The following is a 21,628-nucleotide window of genomic DNA, read 5'->3' on the forward strand; positions in this document are numbered from 1 at the left end:
GCCGGTTTTGGCGACGCTGGGGCGGCCCCAGCCCCGGCTGCCCCGGCTCCGGCCGCCCCAGCGTCGCCAAAACCGGCCGGGCCTTCACCAAAGCCGGCGCCCACTACGCCCGCGCCCGGGGGGCCGGTGCTGACTCCGGTGAGCTGACTGGTCGGCCGGTCGGTCGGCCCAAGCCAACGCCGCATAAACTCGCGTTGATGTCCGAAACTCGAGACCCCGCCGACCTGACCGCCGCGATTCGCACCGCGCTCACGAAAGTGATCGACCCGGAATTGCGGCGACCCATCACCGAACTCGGAATGGTCAAGGGTATCGACATCGGCCCGCAGGGCGAGGTTCATGTCGGGATCTACTTGACCACCGCCGCTTGCCCGAAGAAGTCGGAAATCACCGAGCGGGTCGCCCACGCGGTGTCCGACGTTCCCGGCACCGCAGCCGTCCGGGTCAGCCTGGACGTCATGAGCGACGAGCAGCGCACCGAGTTGCGCAGGCAGTTACGCGGGGACAGCCGGGAACCGGTCATCCCCTTCGCCCAGCCCAGCTCACTGACCCGGGTCTATGCCGTCGCTTCCGGCAAAGGCGGTGTCGGCAAGTCCACGGTGACAGTCAACCTGGCCGCGGCGATCGCCGCTCGTGGCCTGTCGGTCGGCGTGCTCGATGCCGACATTCACGGCCACTCCATTCCCCGGATGATGGGCACCACCGACCGGCCCACGCAGGTCGAGTCCATGATCCTGCCACCCATCGCTCATGAGGTGCGGGTCATCTCGATCGCGCAATTCACCGAGGGCAACACGCCGGTGGTGTGGCGCGGGCCGATGCTGCACCGGGCGCTGCAGCAATTCCTGGCCGACGTGTACTGGGGTGATCTGGACGTGTTGCTGCTCGATCTGCCACCCGGCACCGGCGACGTCGCCATTTCGGTGGCTCAGCTCATTCCCAACGCCGAGATCCTTGTGGTGACCACACCGCAATCGGCCGCCGCGGAGGTGGCCGAACGGGCCGGCAGTATTGCGCTGCAGACCCGTCAGCGAATCGTCGGCGTCGTGGAAAACATGTCCGGGCTCACGCTGCCGGACGGCACCACGTTGCAGGTGTTCGGCGAGGGCGGTGGGCAACAAGTGGCTGAGCGGCTCACCCGTGCGGTCGGCGCCGACGTGCCGCTGCTGGGTCAGATCCCGCTGGACCCCGCACTGGTGACCGCCGGCGACTCGGGCGTGCCGCTGGTGTTGAGCGCACCAGACTCCGCCGTGGGCAAGGAGCTGCTCAACATCGCCGAAAGCTTGGCCACCCGGCGCCGCGGGTTGGCCGGCATGTCGCTGGGGCTCGACCCGACTCGCCGCTGAGCTGCTGTTCAGGTGGCGTCGGAGTCGAACGGAGGTCGGGCGGGCTCGTCGGGAATCGGCCGTTCCGTTCCCGGCGGCGGCTGGACCGGCTGCGCGGGAGTCACGGCGGCCGGCCGGTCGAAGTTACCGGTGAACAGGGAATCGTCGCCGTCGAGGAGGTGCTTGGTCAGTGCTGCGCGCGGCGTCATCCCCCGCAGCTTCTGCAGCTCGCTGATGTGCCCACGTAGGTCGTCGAATTCGGGCCCCATGTCCTCGCGCAGCTGACTGGTCACTCCGCTGAGGTATTCCCTCGCCTGGCGCAATGCACCCGCCGTCCAGCGGATGGCACCCGGGAGCCGTTCGGGGCCCAGCACCACCAGCCCGACCACTACGAGTACGAGCATCTCTCCCCAGCCGACATTGGCGAACATCAGGTCGGATGGTGATGACCCGCTGCGTCCGGCTGCGCCGCGCTTGCGCTCATCACGAGCTGGTTTCGGGTTCGGGCTTGACCGTCAGCGTGACGTGACGACCGTCGCGGACCACCTCCACCGGCGCCTCCTGTCCGATGGTCAGCTGCCGCACGGCGACGACGAACTCATCGGAGTCGGCCACCTTCCGCTCGCCGATCTTGACGATCACATCGTTTTCCAGGATCCCGCCCTTCTGGGCGGGGCTTCCGGCTTTCACGTTGGCTACCTGCGCGCCGGATGCGATCGCGTTGCTCACCGAGCGGGTGCTGATACCCAATGTCGGGTGGACGATCTTTCCGTCTTTGATCAGCGTCTGCGCCACCACCTTCATCTCGTTGACCGGAATGGCGAAGCCCAGTCCGCTCGCGCTGTCCGAGAGCGACTTGCCGGCGGTGTTGATGCCGATCACCTGCGAATCCATGTCGATGAGCGGACCGCCGGAGTTGCCGTGGTTGATCGAGGCGTCGGTCTGCAGGGCGTCTATCACCGTATCGGTGTCCGAACCCTCCCCCGACAGCGGAACAGGGCGGTGCAACGCGCTGATGATGCCATGCGTGACCGTGCTGCGCAGTCCCAGCGGCGCTCCGGCGGCCAGAACCTCGTCGCCCACGCGGACCTTGTTGGAATCACCGAGCCGGGCCACGGTCAGGTTGTCGACGTTGTCGACCTTCAGCACGGCCAGATCGGTCTTGGGGTCGCGGCCCACCAGGCTGGCGGGCACCTCCTTGCCGTCGTTGAACACCACGGTCGTCTTGAACTGGCTGGGGTTGTTGGCGGCCTCGGAGATCACGTGGTTGTTGGTGACGATGTAGCCGCGACCGTCGATGATGACACCGGAGCCCTGCATGCCCTCCTGGTCGCTCTTGGACTCAATGGTCACGACGGAGTCGGCGACGGCCGCGGCCACCTTGGTGAACCGGCCGGCCGGCTCTTCGGCGTTGCCGCCGGTCGACAACGTCACCTTCGACGTCGTGAACGCCTCGACGACTTCGGCGGTCTTGCGGCCGATCACACCGCCGATCACCCCGATCACCAGCGCCAAGACCGCCAGGACGACCAGCGCCAGATACGACACCTTGCCGCCGAACAGCACGTCGCGGACGCCGAGTTTGCCCCGCTGGCCCAGCGCGCTGTGGGGCAGCCCCGGGGTCAGCGCCGGAGTTCCCAGAGCGGCCGCCGCGGCGGGATCGCGCCACGGGTCCTCGGGCTCATCCTGCTGGCCGTCCTTTTCGGCGGCCAGCGCACCGGCATCGATGGGGTGGCGTTGCAGGGAATCGACGCCACCCGGTGGGCGGCTGAACGCTTCCTCCAGCACCGGGTCGGCGGGCTGCTCGTGTGTCCGGAACTCGGCCTGGTCCTGATATTTCTGCGGACGCACCCGCTCGGCCACGAACGAGCCTTGGATCCCCGATGGGCGCCCGAACGCCTGACGCGATGCGGAATCGACCGGTGGCCGGAAGATGGGACGCGGCGCCAGGCGGGGGCCGCTGTCGCCGACACCGCTCCTGTCACTGTTTTTGCCTTGGTCGGAGGTCACGTGATCCTCTTCTAATTCTGTGCAGAGCGTTGGCGGCACGGACCACGACGGCCCGTCCGGCCGGACGCGACGTTATCGGTGTCCACCCTAGTATCCGTGACGTTGCTGATGGCTGAAGCCAGCAGCCGACCGGCCTTCATTCGGTTTGCAGCCGATCAAGCTAGCGACGCTTCCGCTGGTCACGGACGTCGCGCTGGGCGAAAGAGTCCGCCAGCGGGGTGGCGTCGTCGGACGGCTGATGCGGGATTTCCGACAACAACCCCAGCAGCGTGCTGGGGATGCGGATCGGTTGCGAGTCGCGCAATGCCGCACGAGCACGGCTGTGGTCGTCTACTTCGGCGGCGCACTGCGGGCACAGCGACAGGTGGTGCGCCGCGCGCAAGTGGGCATTCATTGTCAGCTCACCGTCGACAAAGGCGGCAATGGCCTCGATCGACAGGTGCTCGGTGGACCGGAACCGGCGCGGCGCACCGATGGGGGCATCACTCTGAGAAGCGAACTGGGTGGGGAGCCAGGAGAACGCGCGCCGAAACACATGTCCCCGGTCGGCCATCACCAGCTCCTTCCCAGCGCTTTCGAACCGGTTCTAGGCTTTGACTCGCCTTTTGTCGGCTTGGTATTTCGAATGTAGCGCGGCACGGCGCCGGATAACCATCCTCAGTGAGTAAAACCCGAGGATTTGGGACCAGTTGGCAATCATGCAGTAGCCAAACCGTCAGGCGCGTGTCTTAACCGCCTGTCCCACCCGAGCGCGCGTAAGCCTCAGCGTGTTCAGGATGTGCGGCGAGGTAATCGCGCAACGCCTGGCGTCCGCGGTGGATCCGGCTCCGCACGGTGCCGAGCTTGACACCGAGCGTGGCACCGATCTCCTCGTAGGACAGACCTTCGATATCACACAACACCACTGCGGCGCGGAACTCCGGCGGCAAGGAATCGAGCGCTGCCTGCAAATCGGGGCCCAGCCGTGCGTCGTGATAGATCTGCTCGGGATTGGGGTCGTCGGCAGGCACCCGGTCGTAGTCCTCGGGCAGCGCCTCCATTCGGATGCGGGCCCGCCGGCGGACCATGTCGAGAAACAGGTTGGTGGTGATGCGGTGCAACCAGCCCTCGAATGTTCCCGGCTGATAGTTCTGGACGGACCGGAAAACCCTGATGAACGTTTCTTGGGTCAGGTCCTCGGCATCGTGCTGATTGCCGGAGAGCCGATAGGCCAGCCGGTATACCCGGTCGGCGTGCTGACGGACCAACTCGTCCCACGACGGCATGGTGGCCTTGTCCCCGGTCGCGTCGAATACCGCAGTACCCAGCAACCCGTCGGACGGTTCGGCCCACTCGTCGTCGCGAACCTGTTGCGGGTGAGACATGGTTGTCGTGCTCAAAGTGGTGATGTCGCGTCCCTCCGGAATTTCCCTGTCATCAAGCCTCGGCAGCTCGTCTCCGGCAACGCGAAGCTGCCACTCCGTATTCCCCGCCCAGCGTCCGCCTCGTTCCATATCGATACCGTCGCGTACCGGCGTGTGGGCGGTATATGAGCAAACTGAGCTTTAGCTGAGAAACCAATCCGTTACCTGCGTTTTTCTGCGGTTTTCGGTCTGGAAGTGACCTTGGTCGCGCGGCGCACTCCGGGCGTGTCTGCGAGGGCCGCGCGGCGCGGCCATCGGGCGCGCCTGCCCGACGGCGCCGCCGATCCGGCATACTCTGCCGACATGGACGGCACCGCTGACAGCTCGGTCGCCCCCGGCCCGCAGGCCCCCAGTCGAGCCGACCTGATGTCTGCGCACGCCGAGGGGTCGATCTCCGAAGACGCCATTCTGACCAGCGCCCGTGAGCGTGCCATGGACATCGGCGCCGGAGCGGTGACACCCGCGGTGGGCGCGTTCCTGAGCCTGCTGGCCAAGCTCAGCGGCGGCAAGGCGGTCGCGGAGGTGGGCACCGGAGCAGGGGTCAGCGGACTGTGGTTGCTGTCCGGCATGAGCGACGACGGCGTGCTGACCACTATCGACATCGAACCCGAGCACCTGCGGCTGGCCAAGCAGGCCTTCAACGAAGCCGGAATCGGACCGTCGCGCACCCGGCTGATCGGCGGTCGTGCGCAAGAGGTGCTGACCCGACTCGCCGATGGAGCCTATGACTTGGTGTTCATCGACGCCGAACCGGTCGACCAACCGGACTATGTGGTCGAAGGCGTGCGGTTGCTGCGATCCGGCGGGGTCATCGTGGTGCACGGAGCAGCGCTGGATGGACGAGCCGGTGACCCCACCGCGCGCGACACCGCGGTGACTGCGGTTCGTGAGGCGGCTCGACTGATCGCCGAGGACGAACGGCTCACCCCGGCGCTGGTGCCGCTGGGCGATGGTGTGCTGGCGGCCGTCCGGGACTAGCCTCGATTTTGCATCGAATTGATGATTGAGCCGTTCTGCCGCTGAATGGTGTTGCTGGGTAGGCATTTTCGGTGTGGTGGCGTGGAGAGTTGTCCCGAGTCGCCGAGTGGGGCGGGCTTTCCTGGGGCCGGTGGGTCTTTCGTGATCGGTTGGGTGAGGTCGCCAGGGTGTTATCCGAAGGCGGTGCGGATGTGTTGCCAAGCGGTCGCGATGGCTGCGGCCCATCGCCAGGTGGCGTCGATGCGTAGCCGTTGTTGGCGTGCGCCGTGGGTGATGCGGGCGGCCACGTGCCGTATCCGGTAGCGGAATGTGGTGATCTCGACGCGGGCCAGGCCGGGGTGGTCGTGAAAGCCGATCAGCCGGGCCCAGGTGACCAGATCGGTGGCGGCCAGGATGATTTCCAACCAGGCGGCGTCGGCCCAAAACGAGTGACAAGCCAAGTTGCGCAGCCCGGTGACCTTCAGTTCGGATGCGGTCCTCGACGCGGGCGTGCTGACGGTGCCGCAACTCCGATCCGGCGGCCTGACCAGGGATGACGCCGGGTGCGGTGTCGGTGATGAACGCGGTCACGCGCATGCCGTCGGCGTCGGTGAACCGCAGCTAGGCCCCGGGGTGAGGGCGTTGCCGGCGCAGGATCAGTCGGGTTCCGGCCGGCCACGAGGACAGGTTGACCAGACCGGTGGCCTCGGCGACCCAGGCGCCCTCGCGGATACCGCCGTCGGTGTCGATGGCCCGGTCCCAGACATCGGCGAGGGTGAGGGTGTCCACGGCGTCCTGCACGCCGGCATCGACGGGGTAGCCGAAGGAGAACCCCACTCCCAGCCTGCGGCACGCCGCGGCGAACCGGTGGGTGGCTCCGGCGGTGTCGCAGCGCACCAGCACCCTGGGCTTGTCGGGGTCCTCGAGATGGTCGGGGTCGGGCTGGTATCGCGCCGGCAGCGAGGCCAGCGCCTGCTCGAGGACGATGACGTGATCGGAGGCGGTGTTGGAGCCGGCGTTACCGTTGCGCAGCAGCCCGGCCAGGGCTTCCCGCCGGCGATCTGCGGGCGGTCTAGAAACGCCAGCAGTGGGTGATGACCATAGGTTTTCTTCCAGGTCGCCGCAGCGCCGGTCTTGTTGTCGGAGTGATCGATCACCAAAGTGGCGTCGATGTCAATGTGCAGCCAACCCTCGGTGGGGGCGGCTCCGGCCCGCCAGGCCGCCGCCCGCGCCCCCGGCAGGTGGGCGGCATCGATGCGCTGATCGATCAGCCGCCACATGGTGGTCGTCGACGCCTTCGCGCCGAACACATGCTCACGCTCGCCGCACAGTTGACCAACTGCGTCGATGCAGTCCGCGCCGTCGGCGGCCGCGGCCGCCAGATCGGCCAACACGTCCCCGGGCGCATACACCCACGGGCCCCGGTAAGTGTCAGCCAACGCGGTGGTGACCTGCGCGGACAACCCCGTGCGGTCCGCGAGCTCGCGCAGCATGCCCATCCCGGCATGCGACACGACACCATGGCCGTCGGCGGACACTTTCACCCGCGATGCCAGCGCCATATTCTTCACTCGCGAAGTGCCTTCCCGTAGGAATATTTGAAGCCCATACAAGTCCAATTACCCCTTGCAGGACAGGCACTTTCGCTTATCTACACCCCGTTTCGCGGGGCATTTCACGAAAAATCTGGGCTAACGCCGCTTCCGCCTAATCCGTCACTGCCTCCGTTTCCATACAGCAGTCCGCCGTGGCCGCCGACGCCGCCCGCGGCGCGACCCGTCCCGGCGCCGCCGGCGCCACCGTTACCGATAAACAGCGCGTCCCCGCCGGAGCCACCGGTATTACCGGCCCCGTTGCTTCCCTTCCATTCGCCCTGGCCGCCAATCCCGCCTTGTCCGGCACTGCCGCCTTCCCCACCGTTTCCGATCAGTCCGCCAATACCGCCGTCTCCCCCAGCACCGCCGTCACCTCCAGATCCCCCGGCGGCGCCGCCGTACGAGTTCCCACCTTCGCCCCCGGTACCACCGGCCCCGCCGGAGCCGCCAGATCCTATCCAGAGGCCGCCGGCACCACCGGCTCCGCCGGTACCGCCAGCCCCACCAGAACCGCCGATGGCGTACATAACTTGCGCTGAACTACCTCCCGCCCCGCCTTGTCCGCCGGCCCCGCCGGCACCACCATCGCCGAACCCTCGCGCGGAGCCACCAGCACCACCGGCTCCGCCCACTCCGCCGTTACCGCCACTTGCATAGTTTCCAGCACCACTGCCGGACCCACCAGTCCCACCGGCTCCGCCAGCTCCACCATTGCCCCCATTGCCGAACAGTCCGGCTTCTCCGCCGTTACCGCCGGTTCCACCATTGCCGGCGGTACCACCGTGGCCGCCAATGCCGCCCCCGACGCCGACGCCACCTTGGCCGCCATTGCCGGCAGCACCCGCGGCGCCCCCGTTCCCCCCGTGTCCAAACAGCCAGCCGGCGTTACCGCCGTTCCCACCGTTTCCGCCGATACCACCGTTTCCGCCGGCTCCGCCATGACCGCCGTCATAGCCGGCCCCGCCGGCCCCGCCGGCCCCGCCGGAGCCTCCAATGCCGCCGTTGCTGCCGTGACCGCCAGCACCACCATTGCCGAACAGCAAGCCGCCATTTCCCCCCGCACCGCCGTGGCCTCCGGCACCACCGCTGCCACCGGCTCCGCCAGCGCCGCCAGCAGCGTTGTAGCCGTTATAGCCGGCGCCGCCTTGTCCCCCGTTGCCGGCAATGCCAGCGTTACCGCCGTTACCCCCGTTACCGAACAACAAGCCGCCATTGCCGCCAGCACCGCCATTGCCCCCGTTGCCACCGGCACCACCGGCGCCACCAGCTAACTCGCTGTTTGCGCCGTTTGCACCCGCTCCGCCGGCCCCGCCGTTGCCGCCGTTGCCGATGAGTCCGGCGGCTCCGCCGTTGCCGCCGTTGCCGCCCGCACCGCCATTTGTAATCGCGGCCCCACCAACTCCGCCATTGCCGCCGTTGCCAACCAGTAGTCCGCCTTGGCCGCCGTTGCCGCCGTTGGCGCCGGTTCCGCCGGCTCCGCCGTTGCCCCCGTGGCCGAAGAGTCCGGCCGCTCCGCCGTTGCCGCCGCTGTGGCCGGCGGCGCCTGACCCGCCGTTGCCGCCGTTGCCCCACAGCCAGCCGCCGGCACCACCGCTTTGTCCCGTACCGTTGAGCCCGTTGGCGCCGTTGCCGATCATCTGGCGCCCCACGAGCCATTCGCTGTCGGCGTTGGCGGTGTTGATCGCATTGTGAGCGGCGTTGTCAATCTCGGTGATCCAGTATTTCTCGGTGCTGCCGTTGAGCAGATCAACAAACTGCCGGTGAAGCCATTCGTAGTCGCGGCTGAGTGCCTGCCAGGTGAGGCCTTGACGGGTCAGCACGGTGGCCATCGCTGCCGATACCTCGTCGGCGCCGGCAGGTAGCAGCGCAGTGGTCTGAGTGGCCGCGGCGGCGCTGGCTTGGCCAAATACCGTACCGATATTTGCCAGATCGGTTGCCGCGCAATGCAATGCGTGCGGCTCGATGGTCACAAATGACATAGCTGGTCCTCCTGGGATCTACCAATGCCGGGGCAGGGTGTGTGTTCGGGTGGGGCGCTGCTACCTGACGCCGGTTCGCGCCCTGGCATGGTAGCCGATCATCGCGGCGACATCTTGGGCCCACATCTCGGCGTACACACTTTCGGTCGTCGCGATCGCCACCGCGTTGCGGCCCAAAAAGTTCGTGGGTCTACTGCCATTCCCGTGGGTTCGTTGACCTGGGGGATTGGGTATTTTGTCTGGGCCGCGGCGTTGCCGCGGGCAGGTCCCCGACCTGCCCTTTATGCCTGCCCGAGGGTGCAACAGGCTCGCGGGTCAAGGGTGGCCGAAAGGCCATCGCGAAGCGACGCTTAGCCTAGGACGCAAGCTCGGGTTGGTCGTTCACGTGAATGCACCCATCCTGACCGCGCGGAGCGGCCCGACCCGGCACGAACTGCAAAGACTCCACATTGCCGGACAGATTGCGGCGGGGACGGCCAGGAACGCAATATCCTGCCGCGGACTGCAGGAGCCAACTGGACCCTGCGCGTCCACCGTCCCGGCGGCCCCCGCCCGCACCCTGTGCCTCATTGCTCAGGGCGACAATCCATCAAGGCGCACCGACCAACGGTCAGGGGCACATGAACGAAATCGGCGGGCAGACAAACGTGCCTGGGTCAAGTGGTCCCTCGGCATAGGTTCCTGGCTGGCCAGATACCTGGTGGTACTCGTGGCAGCTGTTCATGTCCCAGCCAGCAGCCAGGTCTCGAACCCGAAAATCAACTGGGTCTCCCGGGCACCAGGTGCCGTGGCAGACCGGGTCGCACCGAACGTTGGCTTGCGCGGTTCCAGCGCCCGGCCCCAAGGCGGCGAGCCCCAGAGTAGCGACCGCGCAAAAGCCCGGAATCACAGCACCGACGAGAGTCCGCTTGACCGTGCTGACCATGGTGTTTCCTCTCACTTTTCGTCTACATTTCGCGCCGCGCTAAGGCAGCGGGTTCTTTCCGCGACAAGTAGAAACCAACGGGTAGCGCTACCGATCCCAAATTGCGTCATCGCACGGACGCTCTGAGGCCGACATCGCAAAGGCAGCGGGGATCTCGTCGGCTCGCCGCGCCTGGCGCCCCGACAGCGATCCGGTAATCAGCGCTAACACAGCTGACACACCCGCCGGCAGACAAGCTGCTGCCGCGTCGGCGGCCGCGCAGAACCGAACAGCAGCCCGCCGCCAGGCCGGCAATGTTGTTGACTTTGGACTGAACGTCCGTTTAATGTGCTGAACATGCGTTCAGTCGACCTGACTGCGGCGGCGCGCATCAGAGATGCGGCCATCGAGCAGTTCGGTCAACACGGCTTCGACGTCGGACTGCGAGCCATCGCCGAAGCCGCGGGGGTGAGCGCCGCCCTAGTCATCCACCACTTCGGCTCCAAGGAAGGTCTGCGCCGGGCCTGCGACGACTACGTGGCCGAAGAGATCCGCAGCGAGAAGTCGACAGCCATGCAGTCCAACGACCCGGCGACCTGGCTGGGTCAGCTCGCCCAAGTCGAATCCTATGCACCGCTGATGGCCTATCTGGTACGCAGCATGCAGTCCGGCGGTGAACTGGCAATGACGTTGTGGCAGAAGATGATTCACAACACCGAAGGATATCTGGAAGAAGGAGTGCGCGCCGGCACCATCAAGCCCAGCCGCGACCCACAGGCCAGGGCCAAATACCTGGCCATCACCGGAGGTGGCGGCTTTCTGCTGTACCTGCAAATGCATGAAACCCCAACCGATCTGCGTGCGGTACTCCGTGACTACGCACGCGACATGGTGCTGCCGGCGCTGGAGGTCTACACCGAAGGCCTGCTGGCCGATCGCTCCATGTACGAAGCGTTCCTCGCCGACGAGAAGCAAGATGAGAAGCAAGGAGAAACCCATGCCCGCTGACAACTCTTCGGCCCTTATCGACATTCGGGGCCTGACCAAGAACTTCGGGGCGGTGCGCGCGCTCGACGGTCTTGATCTCGCCGTGCACGAAGGCGAAGTGCACGGCTTTCTCGGACCCAACGGCGCCGGGAAGTCGACCACCATCCGGATATTGCTGGGCCTAGCCAAGGCTGACGGTGGCAGTACACGGCTGCTGGGCCGCGACCCCTGGACGGACGCGGTTGATCTGCACCGTCAAATAGCCTATGTCCCAGGAGATGTAACGTTGTGGCCGACGTTGACCGGTGGCGAGACCATCGATCTGCTGGCTCGCATGCGCGGCGGTATCGACGAAAGCCTTCGTGCGGATCTCATCGAACGCTTCGAGTTCGATCCGCGCAAGAAGGTACGCACCTACTCGAAAGGCAACCGCCAGAAGGTATCTCTGATTTCGGCGTTCTCGTCACGGGCCAGGCTGCTGCTGCTGGACGAGCCGTCCAGCGGCTTGGATCCGCTGATGGAAAACGTTTTTCAGCAATGCGTCAAAGAAGCACGCGGCCGCGGGGTCACCATCTTGCTATCGAGCCATATTCTGGCCGAAACGGAAGCCCTGTGCGAACGGGTCACCATCATTCAGGCCGGCAAGACCGTCGAGAGCGGCTCGTTGGAATCCATGCGTCACCTCAGCCGGACCGCGATCAAGGCCGAGATGATCGGCGATCCAGGCGATCTCACCAGGATTAAAGGAGTCGAGGACGTCACCATCGAGGGCACCACAGTGCGCGCCCAGGTTGACAGCGAAAGCCTGGGCGAGCTGGTCCGGGTGCTCGGCGAGGCCGGTGTGCGCAGTCTGGTCAGTCAGCCCCCCTCGCTGGAGGAGCTGTTCCTGCGCCACTACCGCGTCGGTGAGCGCCACCGGGAGGTTTCGCCGACATGAGCACCGCGACACTGAATCGCCCACGCCCCGAACCGCGGTCGGCTCCGCAACACGGCTCGGCATTCACCGGCACGCTCGGATTGCTGCGCCTCTACCTACGGCGCGACCGCGTCGTATTGCCGATGTGGGTGTTGCTGATGTCGGTGCCGCTGGCCACGGTATACGTGAGCAGTATCGAGAAGGTCTACCCCGCCCAGCAGGATCGCGCGGGGTTCGTCGCCTCGATCACGGCCAGCCCGGCCCAGCGCGCGCTCTACGGTCAGGTCTACAACGACAGTCTCGGCGCCGTCGGCATCTGGAAGGCCGGAATGTTCCACACGCTCATCGCGGTGGCGGTCATCCTCACCGTGATTCGTCATACCCGGGCCGACGAGGAAACCGGCCGGGCCGAGTTGATCGAGTCCACCGCCGTCGGCCGTTACGCGAGCCTCACCGCGGCACTGTTGTTGTCGTTTACGGCCTCGATCGCTACCGGTGCCATCGGTGCGGCGGGGCTGCTGACCACCAAGGTGGCGCCGTCCGGGTCGGTGGCCTTCGGTGCGGCGCTGGCGGGCTCCGGGTTGGTGTTCACCGCCGTAGCCGCCGTAGCCGCGCAGCTGTCGCCCAGCGCCCGGGTGACCCGCGGCGTGGCGTTCGGCGTGCTCGGTACGGTGTTCGCGCTTCGTGCCGTCGGTGACGCCGGATCGGGCAGCCTGTCGTGGTTCTCGCCACTGGGGTGGTCGCTTCAGGTCAGGCCCTACGCGGGTGAACGCTGGTGGGTGCTGCTACTGCATCTGGCGACGGCCGCCGCGCTGACCATGGTGGCCTATCGCCTGCTGGGCGGCCGCGACGTCGGCTCCGGACTCATCGCCGAACGCGGCGGTCCCGCCACCGCCGCACCCTGGCTGAGCAACGTCTTCGGGCTGACGTGGCGGCTCGACCGCGCCGCGGTACTGGTTTGGACAGCGGGACTGGCGCTTTATGGCCTGTTGATCGGCAGCGTGGTGCATGGCATCGGACAGGAGTTGGGCAGCGGCACCGCGGTACGCGACATCGTCGCGCGGTTGGGCGGCACCAGCGTCTTAGAGCAAGCGTTTGTGGCGGTCGGCTTCACCATGCTGGGCATGGTCGCCGCGGCGTTCGCGGTCTCGCTGTCGTTGCGCCTGCACCAGGAGGAAGCCGCGCAGCGCGCCGAGACCCTGCTGGCCGGATCGATTTCCCGTATACGCCTGCTGTCAAGCCATTTGGTGATTGCGCTGGCCGGGCCGGCGGCGGCGATACTGCTCTCCGGCTTGGCTGCCGGAGTCGCCCACGGCGCCGCCGCCGGAGATCTCGGCGGCAAGCTGACCACCGCCGTCGGCACCGCCGCGGTACAGCTGCCGGGCGTCTGGCTACTGTCGGCGGTGACCGTCGCATTGTTCGGTGTGGCACCGCGGTTCACGCCGGTGGCATGGGGTGTGCTGGTCGGCTTCGTCGCGTTGTACCTGCTTGGTTCGCTGTCGGGTTTCCCGCAGTGGCTGCTGGACTTGGAACCGTTCGCACACAACCCGCGGGTTGGTGGCAGCGACTTCACCGCCGAGCCGCTGCTGTGGCTGCTTGCTATGGACACGGGATTAATCGCGTTGGGCGCCGCGGCTTTTCGACGGCGCGATATGCGGACTTAGCGAGAGCATCGAGAGGGAAATGAAAACGGGTGTGCAAGCTGTTGTCTCAGGTCTGGTCGGCCTGGGCGTGTTCGGATTTGTGCTGTTTTACCCTGCGGGTACGTTCAAATATTGGCAGGCATGGGTTTTCATCGCTGTGTTCGCGGTCGCGACGATCGTGCCCGGCATCTACCTGGCCCGGACAAACCCGTCCGCACTGCAGCGGCGCATGCACGCCGGACCGCGCGCGGAAACCAGAACAGCCCAGAAGTTCATCATCATGGGCGCTTTCGTCGGCGTCTTCGCCATCATGGTGGTCAGCGCTCTCGACCATCGGTTCGGCTGGTCGACAGTGCCAACGGCGCTGTGTTTGGTCGGTGACCTACTGGTGGCGACCGGACTTGCCATCGCCATGCTGGTGGTAGTCCAGAACAGCTACGCCGCCGCGACGGTCACGGTGGAGGCCGGTCAGAACGTAGTGTCCAGCGGTTTCTATCGATTCGTGCGGCACCCGATGTACGTCGGGAATGTGATCTTGATGGTGGGCATGCCCCTTGCGCTGGGCTCCTTGTGGGGGCTGCTCGGTGTCGTCCCAGGTGTGCTCATGCTTGTTTTCCGCATCCTCGACGAGGAGAAGGCACTCGCCGTGGAACTGGATGGATATCGCGAATATATGCGACGGGTGCGCTATCGGCTACTGCCCCACGTCTGGTAGTCCGCCGGATCGGAGTAGCGGAATTCGGTTGCTGCCAGGCCGGCACGTTCTAAGGTGACGGCGTGGCCAGAGATCCGGCGCCCGCCCTAGACCCGTCCCGGCGCTCTTCGGTACGCACTCAGCCGGATTCGCGGAATCGTCAAACCTCCGGTCACCGTTACCGATCCCCGGCCGACGTCCTCGTCGAGCGTGACGTCGAGGTCATCACCCGCGACGGGACTGTATTGCGGGTCAACGTTTTCCGACATGGCGAGACTGCCCGGCCGGTCATGGTCAGCATTCATCCGTACGGCACGGACGATCTGTCCTCCAGGCCGCGCAGCCGCTGGACCGTCCCACGGTTCTACCGCATGCTGCGCCAACCCAAGCCGGTGACATTGCCCGCCCGGACCGGTTGGGAAGCGCCGGACCCGGCATGGTGGACCGCACACGGGTTCGTCGTGGTCAATGCCGATTCGCGCGGCTGCGGTCACTCGAACGGCACCGGGAGTCTGCTGTCCCGTCAGGAAGCCGAAGACACCTACGATTTGGTGCAGTGGGTGGCCGACCAGCCCGGGAGTGACGGCCGGGTGGTCATGCACGGAGTGTCCTACCTGGCCACCAGTCAGTGCGTCGTCGCCGCGCTGCAACTCCCGGCGCTGCGGCGATCTGCCCCTGGGAGAGCTTCACCGATGCCTACCGTGATTTGGCGTTTCCAGGGGGAGTCGGTGAGTCGGGCTTCATCCGGTTTTGGTCAGGCAACCTGCGCCGTACCCGCCAGGCTTACGACCCGGAACCGATGCAGGCCGATCATCCGCTGCGTGATGACGTATGGCGCGCAATCGTTCCCGATCTATCGGCGATCACGGTGCCGATGTTGGTCTGTGGTTGTCCCCGCGCAACCCGCTCACGGGTCAATTCCCGGCCGCCTATCCTGACCCGCCGCGCAGCCGGGTGACGCTGCGCCGGGGCCCGCGCTACGACGCTCACCTGCTGATCCCGGAGATCTCCCCTGACCCGGTCAGACCCGGCGGATCGGCGGCCTACGGCCTGCTGTGCCCCAGCCTCCCCGATCGCCGGTATCGCCGCCGCCGGGCCTTAAATCCAGACGCCCTTGCCCACCGCGACCACGCCGCCGGCGCTGACGGCGAACCTTTCCCGGTCACGGTCCAGATCCACTCCGACCATCTCGCCAGGCCCCACGACGACGTTCTTGTCCAGGATCGCATGGCGTACCACCGCACCCCGCCCGACTCGGGTGCCCGGCATGATCACACTGCCCTCCACGATGGCGCCGTCGTCGACCACGACGTTGGACGACAACACCGAGTTGCGCACCGAAGCCGCCGAAATGATGCTGCCGGCGCCGACCACCGACTCCTGCGCCGAACCGCCGTTGACGAACTTTGCCGGCGCCAGGTTCTCCGATTCACCTCGGATGGGCCAGCGCCGGTTGTACAGGTTGAACACTGGGTGCACCGACACCAGATCCATGTGAGCGTCGTAGAACGCGTCCAGCGTCCCTACATCACGCCAGTAAGCCCGGTCGCGGTCGGTGGCGCCGGGCACATCGTTATCGGAAAAGTCGTAGACCGCCGCCATCCCGTCATCGACCAGCCGCGGGATGATGTCCCCGCCCATGTCGTGATCCGAATGGTCGTCGTCGGCGTCGGCGCGAATTGCGTCGATCAGCACCTTGGTGGTGAAAACGTAGTTGCCCATCGATACGAAGGTGGTGGCTGGGTCATCCGGCGTGGCGGGGGGGTCCAGGGGCTTCTCGACGAAGCCGCGGATGGACCCGGAGTCGTCGGCGTCGATACAGCCGAACGCGCTGGCGCTGGCCCGTGGAACCCGGATCCCGGCTACCGTAGCGCCGGCTCCGCTGTCGATGTGGAACCGGACCATCTGTTCGGGATCCATCCGGTACACGTGGTCGGCTCCGAAAACCACCAGGTAGTCGGGATCTTCGTCGTAGATGAGATTGAGCGACTGGTAGATGGCGTCGGCGGAGCCGGTGTACCAGCGCGGGCCCAGCCGCTGCTGTGCCGGTACCGGGGTGATGTATTCACCGGCCAAACCCGACAAACGCCAATTCTGCGAAATGTGACGGTCCAGTGAATGTGACTTGTATTGGGTCAGAACGCAGATCCTGAGGTATCGGGCGTTGACGAGATTGGAAAGCACGAAATCGATCAACCGGTAAGCGCCGCCGAAGGGAACCGCGGGTTTGGCCCGATCCGCTGTCAAGGGATAAAGCCGCTTGCCCTCACCGCCGGCCAAAACGATGCCCAGCACGTGTGGCGCTTCCCTCATGGCCTCAAACCTATCGGCACCCGCGAGCCACTGCCAGGGGCATCCCGACTAGACGCCATTGTGACGGGCTGGTGGCCAACGCAATTGGCCCGGTCGACCGGCTCCTCAACTGCCCGCGATCCGGGCCGTCTCGTCGCCGACACCACCCACACATCCGGCTCCTCAACTGCCCGCGATCCGGGCCGTCTCGTCGCCGACACCACCCACACATCCGGCTCCTCAACTGCCCGCGATCCGGGCCGTCTCGTCGCCGAACTACGGTGCTGCGTATGCGGGTAGCGATGATGACTCGGGAATACCCACCGGAGGTCTACGGCGGAGCCGGGGTACACGTCACCGAACTGGTATCCCAACTGCGGCGTTTGTGCGCGGTCGACGTGCACTGCATGGGCGCGCCTCGTCCGGGAGCCGTCACTCATCAGCCCGACCCGCGGCTGCGCAACGCCAACCCGGCACTGTCCACCCTGTCCGCGGACTTGGTGATGGCCAACGCCGCGAGCGGGGCCACGGTGGTGCATTCACACACCTGGTACACCGGTCTGGCGGGCCATCTGGCCGCGCTGCTCCACGACATCCCGCATGTCTTGACCGCACACTCGCTCGAGCCGATGCGGCCGTGGAAAGCCGAGCAACTGGGCGGCGGCTATCAGATCTCGTCCTGGGTGGAAAACACCGCCGTGCTGGCCGCCGACGCCGTCATCGCCGTCAGCGCGGGCATGCGCGACGACCTCCTGCGCGTCTATCCGACGCTGGACCCGGATGTGGTGCACGTCATCCGCAACGGGATCGACACCGACGTGTGGTATCCGGCCGGCCCCGTGCGAACCGGGTCGGTCCTGACCGAGCTCGGAGTCGATCCAAGCCGGCCGATCGTGGTGTTCGTCGGCCGAATCACCCGGCAAAAAGGAGTTCCCCATTTGCTGGCGGCCGCACACCAGTTCAGCCCGGATATTCAGGTGGTGCTGTGCGCTGGCGCTCCAGATACCCCCGAGATAGCCGACGAGGTGAGGTCCGCGGTGTCCCAACTGGCCCGCACCCGCACCGGCGTGTTCTGGGTCCGCGACATCCTCCCGATCGGAAAGCTACGTGAAATACTTTCTGCTGCAATAGTTTTCGTATGCGCATCGGTATACGAGCCATTAGGGATCGTCAACCTGGAGGCAATGGCCTGCGCGACCGCGGTGGTGGCCTCCGACGTTGGCGGGGTGCCCGAAGTGGTCGCCGACGGGGTCACCGGGTCCCTTGTGCATTACGATCCAGCCGACCCGGCCGGTTACGAGGCCCGGTTAGCCGAGGCGGTCAATGCGATCGTCGCCGATCCTGCCCAGGCCGAGCGCTACGGCAAGGCGGGACGTCAGCGCTGCATCGAGGAATTCTCCTGGGCACAGGTCGCCGGGCAGACGCTGGACGTCTATCGGAAGGTGTGCCGGTGACACACCATTCGCCCGGAGCTGATTCAGCTGGTAACGCTCTTCAGTTCATCACCGAGCGCCGCGGCCTCGTCGGGCGTCAGCTCCACGACGAGACGGCCGCCGCCCTCGAGTGGTACCCGCATCACGATGCCGCGCCCCTCTTTGGTTGCTTCCAGAGGACCGTCGCCGGTCCGGGGCTTCATCGCCGCCATCGAGTGCTCCCTCCAGATTCGAGCTGGCCCGCGCTCGCGGACCTGGTCGGCGCCGAGCATGCACCGTAAGCGGATTCCCAGCCGTACCCGACATTGAACTGCCAAATCACCCCTCTATTGTTCCCTATTCCGGTTCACCCGGTGCACAAGACCCGGTTCTGTGGCCGCTCAGGGCTGACCTACGCACATGCTGGTCCCCCGGGGGCGAGATTATCGGCGCTCAGCCTCACGAGATGGCCACAGCCCGTCTGTTCGTGAAGTCTTGCTGTCCCCGATCGCCGGCTCAGTGCCGCCGCCTCACCGCGGAGGCACCCAACACGTCCGGACGTGATCGTCCACCATGCCGGTTGCCTGCATCAACGCATAGGCCGTGGTGGGCCCGACGAAGCGAAATCCCCGTCGTTTCAGTTCGCGCGCCATGGCCGTGGATTCCGCAGTGGCTGTGGGGATTTCAGACAGGGCTGCCGGCCGCCCCCGGGGCGGGGGCGCGAACGACCACAACAGCTCCGACAGGTCGTGTGCTGACCCGAGCTCGGCAGCGGCCCGCGCGTTGGCGATCGTCGCCTCGATCTTGGCCCGGTTGCGCACAATGCCCGTGTCGGCCAGCAGTCGCTGCACATCGGCGTCGGTGTAGTGGGCGACCGTCTCGATCTCGAATCCGGAAAATGCCCGGCGGAAGTTCTCCCGTTTGCGCAAGATGGTCAACCACGACAGGCCGCTCTGGAAAGCCTCCAGGCTCATTCGCTCGAATAACGCCACCCCGCCGCGCAGCGGGCGCCCCCATTCCTGGTCGTGATAGTTGCGGTAGAGCTCGGCATCAGGCCCGGCGCGAACCACCGCCCAGCCACAGCGCACCACCCCGTCGTCGTTCACGTCGGGCTAGGGCGATCGTGAGCGACGGCGTCGACGTCGGCTGCATGCGTGCCCTCGACCTCGGGCGCACCGGCGGGCGATTCGTGGACGGCCGCCAGCTGGCTTCGCAGTGCATCCAGTTCGCGGCCGAGCCGATCCAGCACCCAGTCGACCTCGCTGGTCTTGTAGCCGCGCAGCACCTGAGTGAACTTGACCGCATCGACGTCGGCCCCAGCGATGCCGGACGCGGGCAGCACCGTCGCCGTCGTCGCCCGCGGCAACGGCGGCAAGTGCTCGCCGCGCCCGAACAGCAGGCTTGCCGCACCGAACAACACGACCGCCACCAGGACCAACACCACCAGGTACAGCAATACCAATGCCACGCCGACGATCTTGCCCTAAGAGACCGACATCGGCGGCGATCAGCGGGGCCGCACCACATTCATCGGGGGCCGGTCGGCCAGCGAGACCGGCCAGGTGTGCTCGGTGTAGCCGTCGCCGGCGGCGAAGAACTGGGTCAGGCCGGCCCCGGAGTCGGGGATTCCGCATCGGGACAGCAAGGTAGCGATGACCTGGCGGCTCATCACGCCCAGCTCGGCCAGCGGCCGGTTGCGGTGTGCCCGCACCCCGAGGTTGACCTGCGCGATCGCATCCAGACCTAGCCGGTCGAAAGTGTCGACCAGCAGTCCGATCTCCACGCCGTAGCCGGGCGCGAACGGCAGCGAAGTCAACAGTTCACGGCTGGCCGCGTACTCACCGCCCAGCGGTTGCAGCACACAGCCCAGCTCGGGGCGCAGCGCCGCCAGCAGGGGTCGCGCCACCAGCTCGGTAACCCGGCCGCCACCGGTGGCGCCCGCGGTTCCGCCGGCATCGCTGATGGTCAGCGGACGCCGGTAAAAGCTCTTCACCAAGTGAATGCCCTCGCGGGTGAGTAGCGGGCCGACCAGCCACGGGACGAACATCGGGTGCGGGTTGACGAGGTCGGAGTCGACGAACACCACGATGTCACCGCTGGTGGCGGCCAGCGAACGCCACAGCGCTTCACCCTTGCCCGGGCGAGTCGGCAGCTCGGGCAGCGCCTGTTCGCGGCTGACGACGCGGGCGCCGGCGGCGATAGCACGGATCTCGGTGTCGTCGGTGGAGCCGGAATCCAGCACGATCAGTTCGTCGACCAGGCCTGACGTGCCGCGGACCAGCGGTGAGATGCTCTCGATCACCGACTCGATGGTTTCTTCCTCGTTGAGGGCGGGCAGCACCACCGAGATCGTCCGTCCGGCCTTGGCCGCCACCAGTTCGCCGATCGTCCAGCGCGGACGGTTCCAGCTGCGGTCCGACAACCAGATGTCGCCGGGTTTTGCGGCCCGAACCGCGTCCTGGGTGAGGTCGCCGGCGACCAACTCCGATGCCGTCATGCGAGCCCTCTCACCGTGCGCGCCGGCGGCCGCGTCCCCTGAATGGAGGCCACCATCTCCAGCACCCGCCTGGTGGCCGCGACCTCGTGCACCCGAAACACGCGTGCTCCTGCAGCCGCTGCCAGCGCGGTGGCCGCCAGTGTTCCCTCAAGGCGTTGGGTCACGTCCACCCCCAGAGTCTCCCCGATGAAGTCCTTGTTGCTCAAAGCCATGAGTACCGGCCACCCGGTCTTAACAAGATCGCCCACGTGTCGCAACAGCATCAGCCCGTGGAAGGTGTTCTTCCCGAAATCGTGGGCGGGGTCGATGAGCACCCGGTCGCGGGCTACTCCCGCCGCGACCGCTCGCTCGGCCGCCGTGGTGACCTCGCGGATGACATCGTCGACCACACCGCGGGTCGTGGTGCCGTAGCTGACCCGGAATGGGCGGGTGCGCGGCAGCGCTCCCCCGGTGTGGGCACACACCAGGCCGGCACCGAACTCGGCCGCGACGCCGGCTGTCGCGGGGTCGATACCGCCCCAGGTGTCGTTGATCAGATCGGCGCCGGCCGCACACGCCAGCCGGGCCACCTCCGAGCGCCAGGTGTCCACGCTGATCAGCTGATCGGGGTAGGCATCGCGAAGCCACTCGACGAAAGGCAGCAGCCGGGCGATTTCGGTGGCGGCATCGACGTCCTGCCCGGGTCCGGCTTTGACGCCGCCGACATCGATGACGTCGGCGCCCTCGTCGATGGCCCGGTGGACGGCTTCTCGGGCGGCCCCTTCGCTGAAGGTCGCCCCCTTGTCGTAGAACGAATCCGGGGTGCGGTTGACGATCGCCATGATCAGCGGGCGATCCGCGGCGACCGGGCGGCCGCACAGCATTGCGTGCACGTCTACATAGTGCCGGACCATCCAGCCTGCGCTCAGCGCTACTCCTCGAGCTTGGGCTCAAGGGCTGTGGCCGCAGTTTCGACGCCGTCAGCGCAGGCTCGACGACAATGCTGGCGCGCCCAGCGGCCGCCAACTAGAGAGA

Annotated in this window: 18 protein-coding genes and 3 pseudogenes; 8 read left to right on the forward strand and 13 right to left on the reverse strand. The window is 66.7% G+C overall.

All coding sequences use genetic code 11. The features are described from left to right. Window positions 1-197 precede the first annotated feature (197 nt). Entirely contained in the window at window positions 198-1,346 is a 1,149-nt protein-coding gene (locus tag EET13_RS20810) for an Mrp/NBP35 family ATP-binding protein (protein ID WP_122444054.1), read from the forward strand. Window positions 1,347-1,354: 8 nt separating this feature from the next. Here EET13_RS20810 and tatB read toward each other — a convergent pair whose 3' ends face one another. The 4 genes from tatB to sigE form a co-directional block, all read right to left on the reverse strand. After that, the gene (gene tatB, locus EET13_RS20815; protein WP_122444055.1) at window positions 1,355-1,756 is read right to left on the reverse strand and encodes a Sec-independent protein translocase protein TatB; all 402 of its coding nucleotides are present in this window, start codon (window positions 1,754-1,756) and stop codon (window positions 1,355-1,357) included. Between the two features lie 52 nt (window positions 1,757-1,808). Then, window positions 1,809-3,335, reverse strand: coding sequence for a serine protease HtrA (gene htrA, locus EET13_RS20820; RefSeq protein ID WP_122444056.1), 1,527 nt, complete (start codon window positions 3,333-3,335; stop codon window positions 1,809-1,811). 160 nt (window positions 3,336-3,495) lie between these two features. Beyond that, window positions 3,496-3,888: an anti-sigma E factor RseA gene (gene rseA, locus EET13_RS20825; RefSeq protein WP_122444057.1), complete on the reverse strand. Its 393-nt coding sequence runs from the start codon at window positions 3,886-3,888 to the stop codon at window positions 3,496-3,498. 175 nt (window positions 3,889-4,063) lie between these two features. Beyond that, complete coding sequence (gene sigE / locus EET13_RS20830; protein WP_122444058.1) at window positions 4,064-4,828, reverse strand: RNA polymerase sigma factor SigE; 765 nt, start codon at window positions 4,826-4,828, stop codon at window positions 4,064-4,066. Between the two features lie 213 nt (window positions 4,829-5,041). Here sigE and EET13_RS20835 point away from each other — a divergent pair, with 213 nt between their 5' ends. Further along, window positions 5,042-5,716: an O-methyltransferase gene (locus EET13_RS20835; RefSeq protein WP_122444104.1), complete on the forward strand. Its 675-nt coding sequence runs from the start codon at window positions 5,042-5,044 to the stop codon at window positions 5,714-5,716. A gap of 170 nt (window positions 5,717-5,886) precedes the next feature. Here the strand turns inward: EET13_RS20835 and EET13_RS20840 are convergent. The 3 genes and pseudogenes from EET13_RS20840 to EET13_RS32910 all read right to left on the reverse strand — a co-directional run. After that, window positions 5,887-7,266 (reverse strand): annotated as a pseudogene (locus tag EET13_RS20840) (IS1380 family transposase). Window positions 7,267-7,370: 104 nt separating this feature from the next. Then, entirely contained in the window at window positions 7,371-9,269 is a 1,899-nt protein-coding gene (locus tag EET13_RS20845; protein WP_122444059.1) for a PE family protein, read from the reverse strand. Window positions 9,270-9,341: 72 nt separating this feature from the next. After that, a pseudogene (locus tag EET13_RS32910) lies at window positions 9,342-9,455 on the reverse strand (PPE domain-containing protein); the annotation flags it as partial. A 1,075-nt stretch (window positions 9,456-10,530) separates the two neighbouring features. Here EET13_RS32910 and EET13_RS20860 point away from each other — a divergent pair. The 5 genes and pseudogenes from EET13_RS20860 to EET13_RS20880 all read left to right on the forward strand — a co-directional run. Then, window positions 10,531-11,181 (forward strand): TetR/AcrR family transcriptional regulator, encoded by a 651-nt coding sequence (locus tag EET13_RS20860; RefSeq protein ID WP_122444105.1) that lies wholly within the window; start codon window positions 10,531-10,533, stop codon window positions 11,179-11,181. Then, window positions 11,171-12,097, forward strand: a complete 927-nt coding sequence (locus tag EET13_RS20865) for an ABC transporter ATP-binding protein (protein ID WP_122444062.1) — start codon at window positions 11,171-11,173, stop codon at window positions 12,095-12,097. Before EET13_RS20860 ends, EET13_RS20865 begins: the two co-directional genes overlap by 11 nt. After that, window positions 12,094-13,740: an ABC transporter permease gene (locus tag EET13_RS20870; protein WP_122444063.1), complete on the forward strand. Its 1,647-nt coding sequence runs from the start codon at window positions 12,094-12,096 to the stop codon at window positions 13,738-13,740. Before EET13_RS20865 ends, EET13_RS20870 begins: the two co-directional genes overlap by 4 nt. Before the next feature lie 19 nt (window positions 13,741-13,759). Beyond that, window positions 13,760-14,434 (forward strand): methyltransferase family protein, encoded by a 675-nt coding sequence (locus tag EET13_RS20875; protein ID WP_122444064.1) that lies wholly within the window; start codon window positions 13,760-13,762, stop codon window positions 14,432-14,434. 62 nt (window positions 14,435-14,496) lie between these two features. Next, window positions 14,497-15,302: pseudogene (locus EET13_RS20880) on the forward strand (CocE/NonD family hydrolase); the annotation flags it as partial. 209 nt (window positions 15,303-15,511) lie between these two features. Here the strand turns inward: EET13_RS20880 and glgC are convergent. Continuing rightward, window positions 15,512-16,726, reverse strand: a complete 1,215-nt coding sequence (gene glgC / locus EET13_RS20885; protein WP_122444065.1) for a glucose-1-phosphate adenylyltransferase — start codon at window positions 16,724-16,726, stop codon at window positions 15,512-15,514. Window positions 16,727-16,995: 269 nt separating this feature from the next. Between glgC and glgA the strand changes: the two genes are divergently transcribed. Further along, window positions 16,996-18,159 (forward strand): glycogen synthase, encoded by a 1,164-nt coding sequence (gene glgA, locus EET13_RS20890; protein ID WP_122444066.1) that lies wholly within the window; start codon window positions 16,996-16,998, stop codon window positions 18,157-18,159. Window positions 18,160-18,182: 23 nt separating this feature from the next. Here glgA and EET13_RS20895 read toward each other — a convergent pair whose 3' ends face one another. From EET13_RS20895 to folP, 5 genes are all read right to left on the reverse strand, one after another. Next, the gene (locus EET13_RS20895) at window positions 18,183-18,350 is read right to left on the reverse strand and encodes a DUF3117 domain-containing protein (RefSeq protein WP_011211259.1); all 168 of its coding nucleotides are present in this window, start codon (window positions 18,348-18,350) and stop codon (window positions 18,183-18,185) included. A 297-nt stretch (window positions 18,351-18,647) separates the two neighbouring features. Next, window positions 18,648-19,223 carry a DNA-3-methyladenine glycosylase I gene (locus EET13_RS20900; protein WP_122444067.1) on the reverse strand — a complete coding sequence of 192 codons (576 nt, stop codon included), beginning with the start codon at window positions 19,221-19,223 and terminating at the stop codon, window positions 18,648-18,650. Beyond that, window positions 19,220-19,585 (reverse strand): DivIVA domain-containing protein, encoded by a 366-nt coding sequence (locus tag EET13_RS20905; RefSeq protein ID WP_122444068.1) that lies wholly within the window; start codon window positions 19,583-19,585, stop codon window positions 19,220-19,222. The genes EET13_RS20900 and EET13_RS20905 overlap by 4 nt, the downstream gene beginning before the upstream one ends. 39 nt (window positions 19,586-19,624) lie before the next feature. After that, window positions 19,625-20,614 (reverse strand): glucosyl-3-phosphoglycerate synthase, encoded by a 990-nt coding sequence (locus tag EET13_RS20910; RefSeq protein ID WP_122444069.1) that lies wholly within the window; start codon window positions 20,612-20,614, stop codon window positions 19,625-19,627. Then, on the reverse strand, window positions 20,611-21,507 hold the full coding sequence (gene folP, locus EET13_RS20915; RefSeq protein ID WP_425293708.1) for a dihydropteroate synthase: 897 nt from the start codon (window positions 21,505-21,507) through the stop codon (window positions 20,611-20,613). Before folP ends, EET13_RS20910 begins: the two co-directional genes overlap by 4 nt. Between the last annotated feature and the right edge of the window lie 121 nt (window positions 21,508-21,628).

It is taken from the genome of Mycobacterium attenuatum (genome assembly GCF_900566085.1).
GTDB classification, from domain to species: domain Bacteria; phylum Actinomycetota; class Actinomycetes; order Mycobacteriales; family Mycobacteriaceae; genus Mycobacterium; species Mycobacterium attenuatum.

Coding starts and splice junctions, on each gene's coding strand:
- EET13_RS20870 (WP_122444063.1), top strand. CDS start 12,094: ATGAGCACCGCGACACTGAATCGCCCACGCCCCGAACCGCGGTCGGCT.
- EET13_RS20895 (WP_011211259.1), bottom strand. CDS start 18,350: ATGGCGGCGATGAAGCCCCGGACCGGCGACGGTCCTCTGGAAGCAACC.
- tatB (WP_122444055.1), bottom strand. CDS start 1,756: ATGTTCGCCAATGTCGGCTGGGGAGAGATGCTCGTACTCGTAGTGGTC.
- folP (WP_425293708.1), bottom strand. CDS start 21,507: ATGGTCCGGCACTATGTAGACGTGCACGCAATGCTGTGCGGCCGCCCG.
- EET13_RS20845 (WP_122444059.1), bottom strand. CDS start 9,269: ATGTCATTTGTGACCATCGAGCCGCACGCATTGCATTGCGCGGCAACC.
- rseA (WP_122444057.1), bottom strand. CDS start 3,888: ATGGCCGACCGGGGACATGTGTTTCGGCGCGCGTTCTCCTGGCTCCCC.
- glgA (WP_122444066.1), top strand. CDS start 16,996: ATGCGGGTAGCGATGATGACTCGGGAATACCCACCGGAGGTCTACGGC.
- sigE (WP_122444058.1), bottom strand. CDS start 4,828: ATGGAACGAGGCGGACGCTGGGCGGGGAATACGGAGTGGCAGCTTCGC.
- EET13_RS20860 (WP_122444105.1), top strand. CDS start 10,531: ATGCGTTCAGTCGACCTGACTGCGGCGGCGCGCATCAGAGATGCGGCC.
- EET13_RS20865 (WP_122444062.1), top strand. CDS start 11,171: ATGCCCGCTGACAACTCTTCGGCCCTTATCGACATTCGGGGCCTGACC.
- EET13_RS20910 (WP_122444069.1), bottom strand. CDS start 20,614: ATGACGGCATCGGAGTTGGTCGCCGGCGACCTCACCCAGGACGCGGTT.
- EET13_RS20810 (WP_122444054.1), top strand. CDS start 198: ATGTCCGAAACTCGAGACCCCGCCGACCTGACCGCCGCGATTCGCACC.
- EET13_RS20835 (WP_122444104.1), top strand. CDS start 5,042: ATGGACGGCACCGCTGACAGCTCGGTCGCCCCCGGCCCGCAGGCCCCC.
- glgC (WP_122444065.1), bottom strand. CDS start 16,726: ATGAGGGAAGCGCCACACGTGCTGGGCATCGTTTTGGCCGGCGGTGAG.
- EET13_RS20875 (WP_122444064.1), top strand. CDS start 13,760: ATGAAAACGGGTGTGCAAGCTGTTGTCTCAGGTCTGGTCGGCCTGGGC.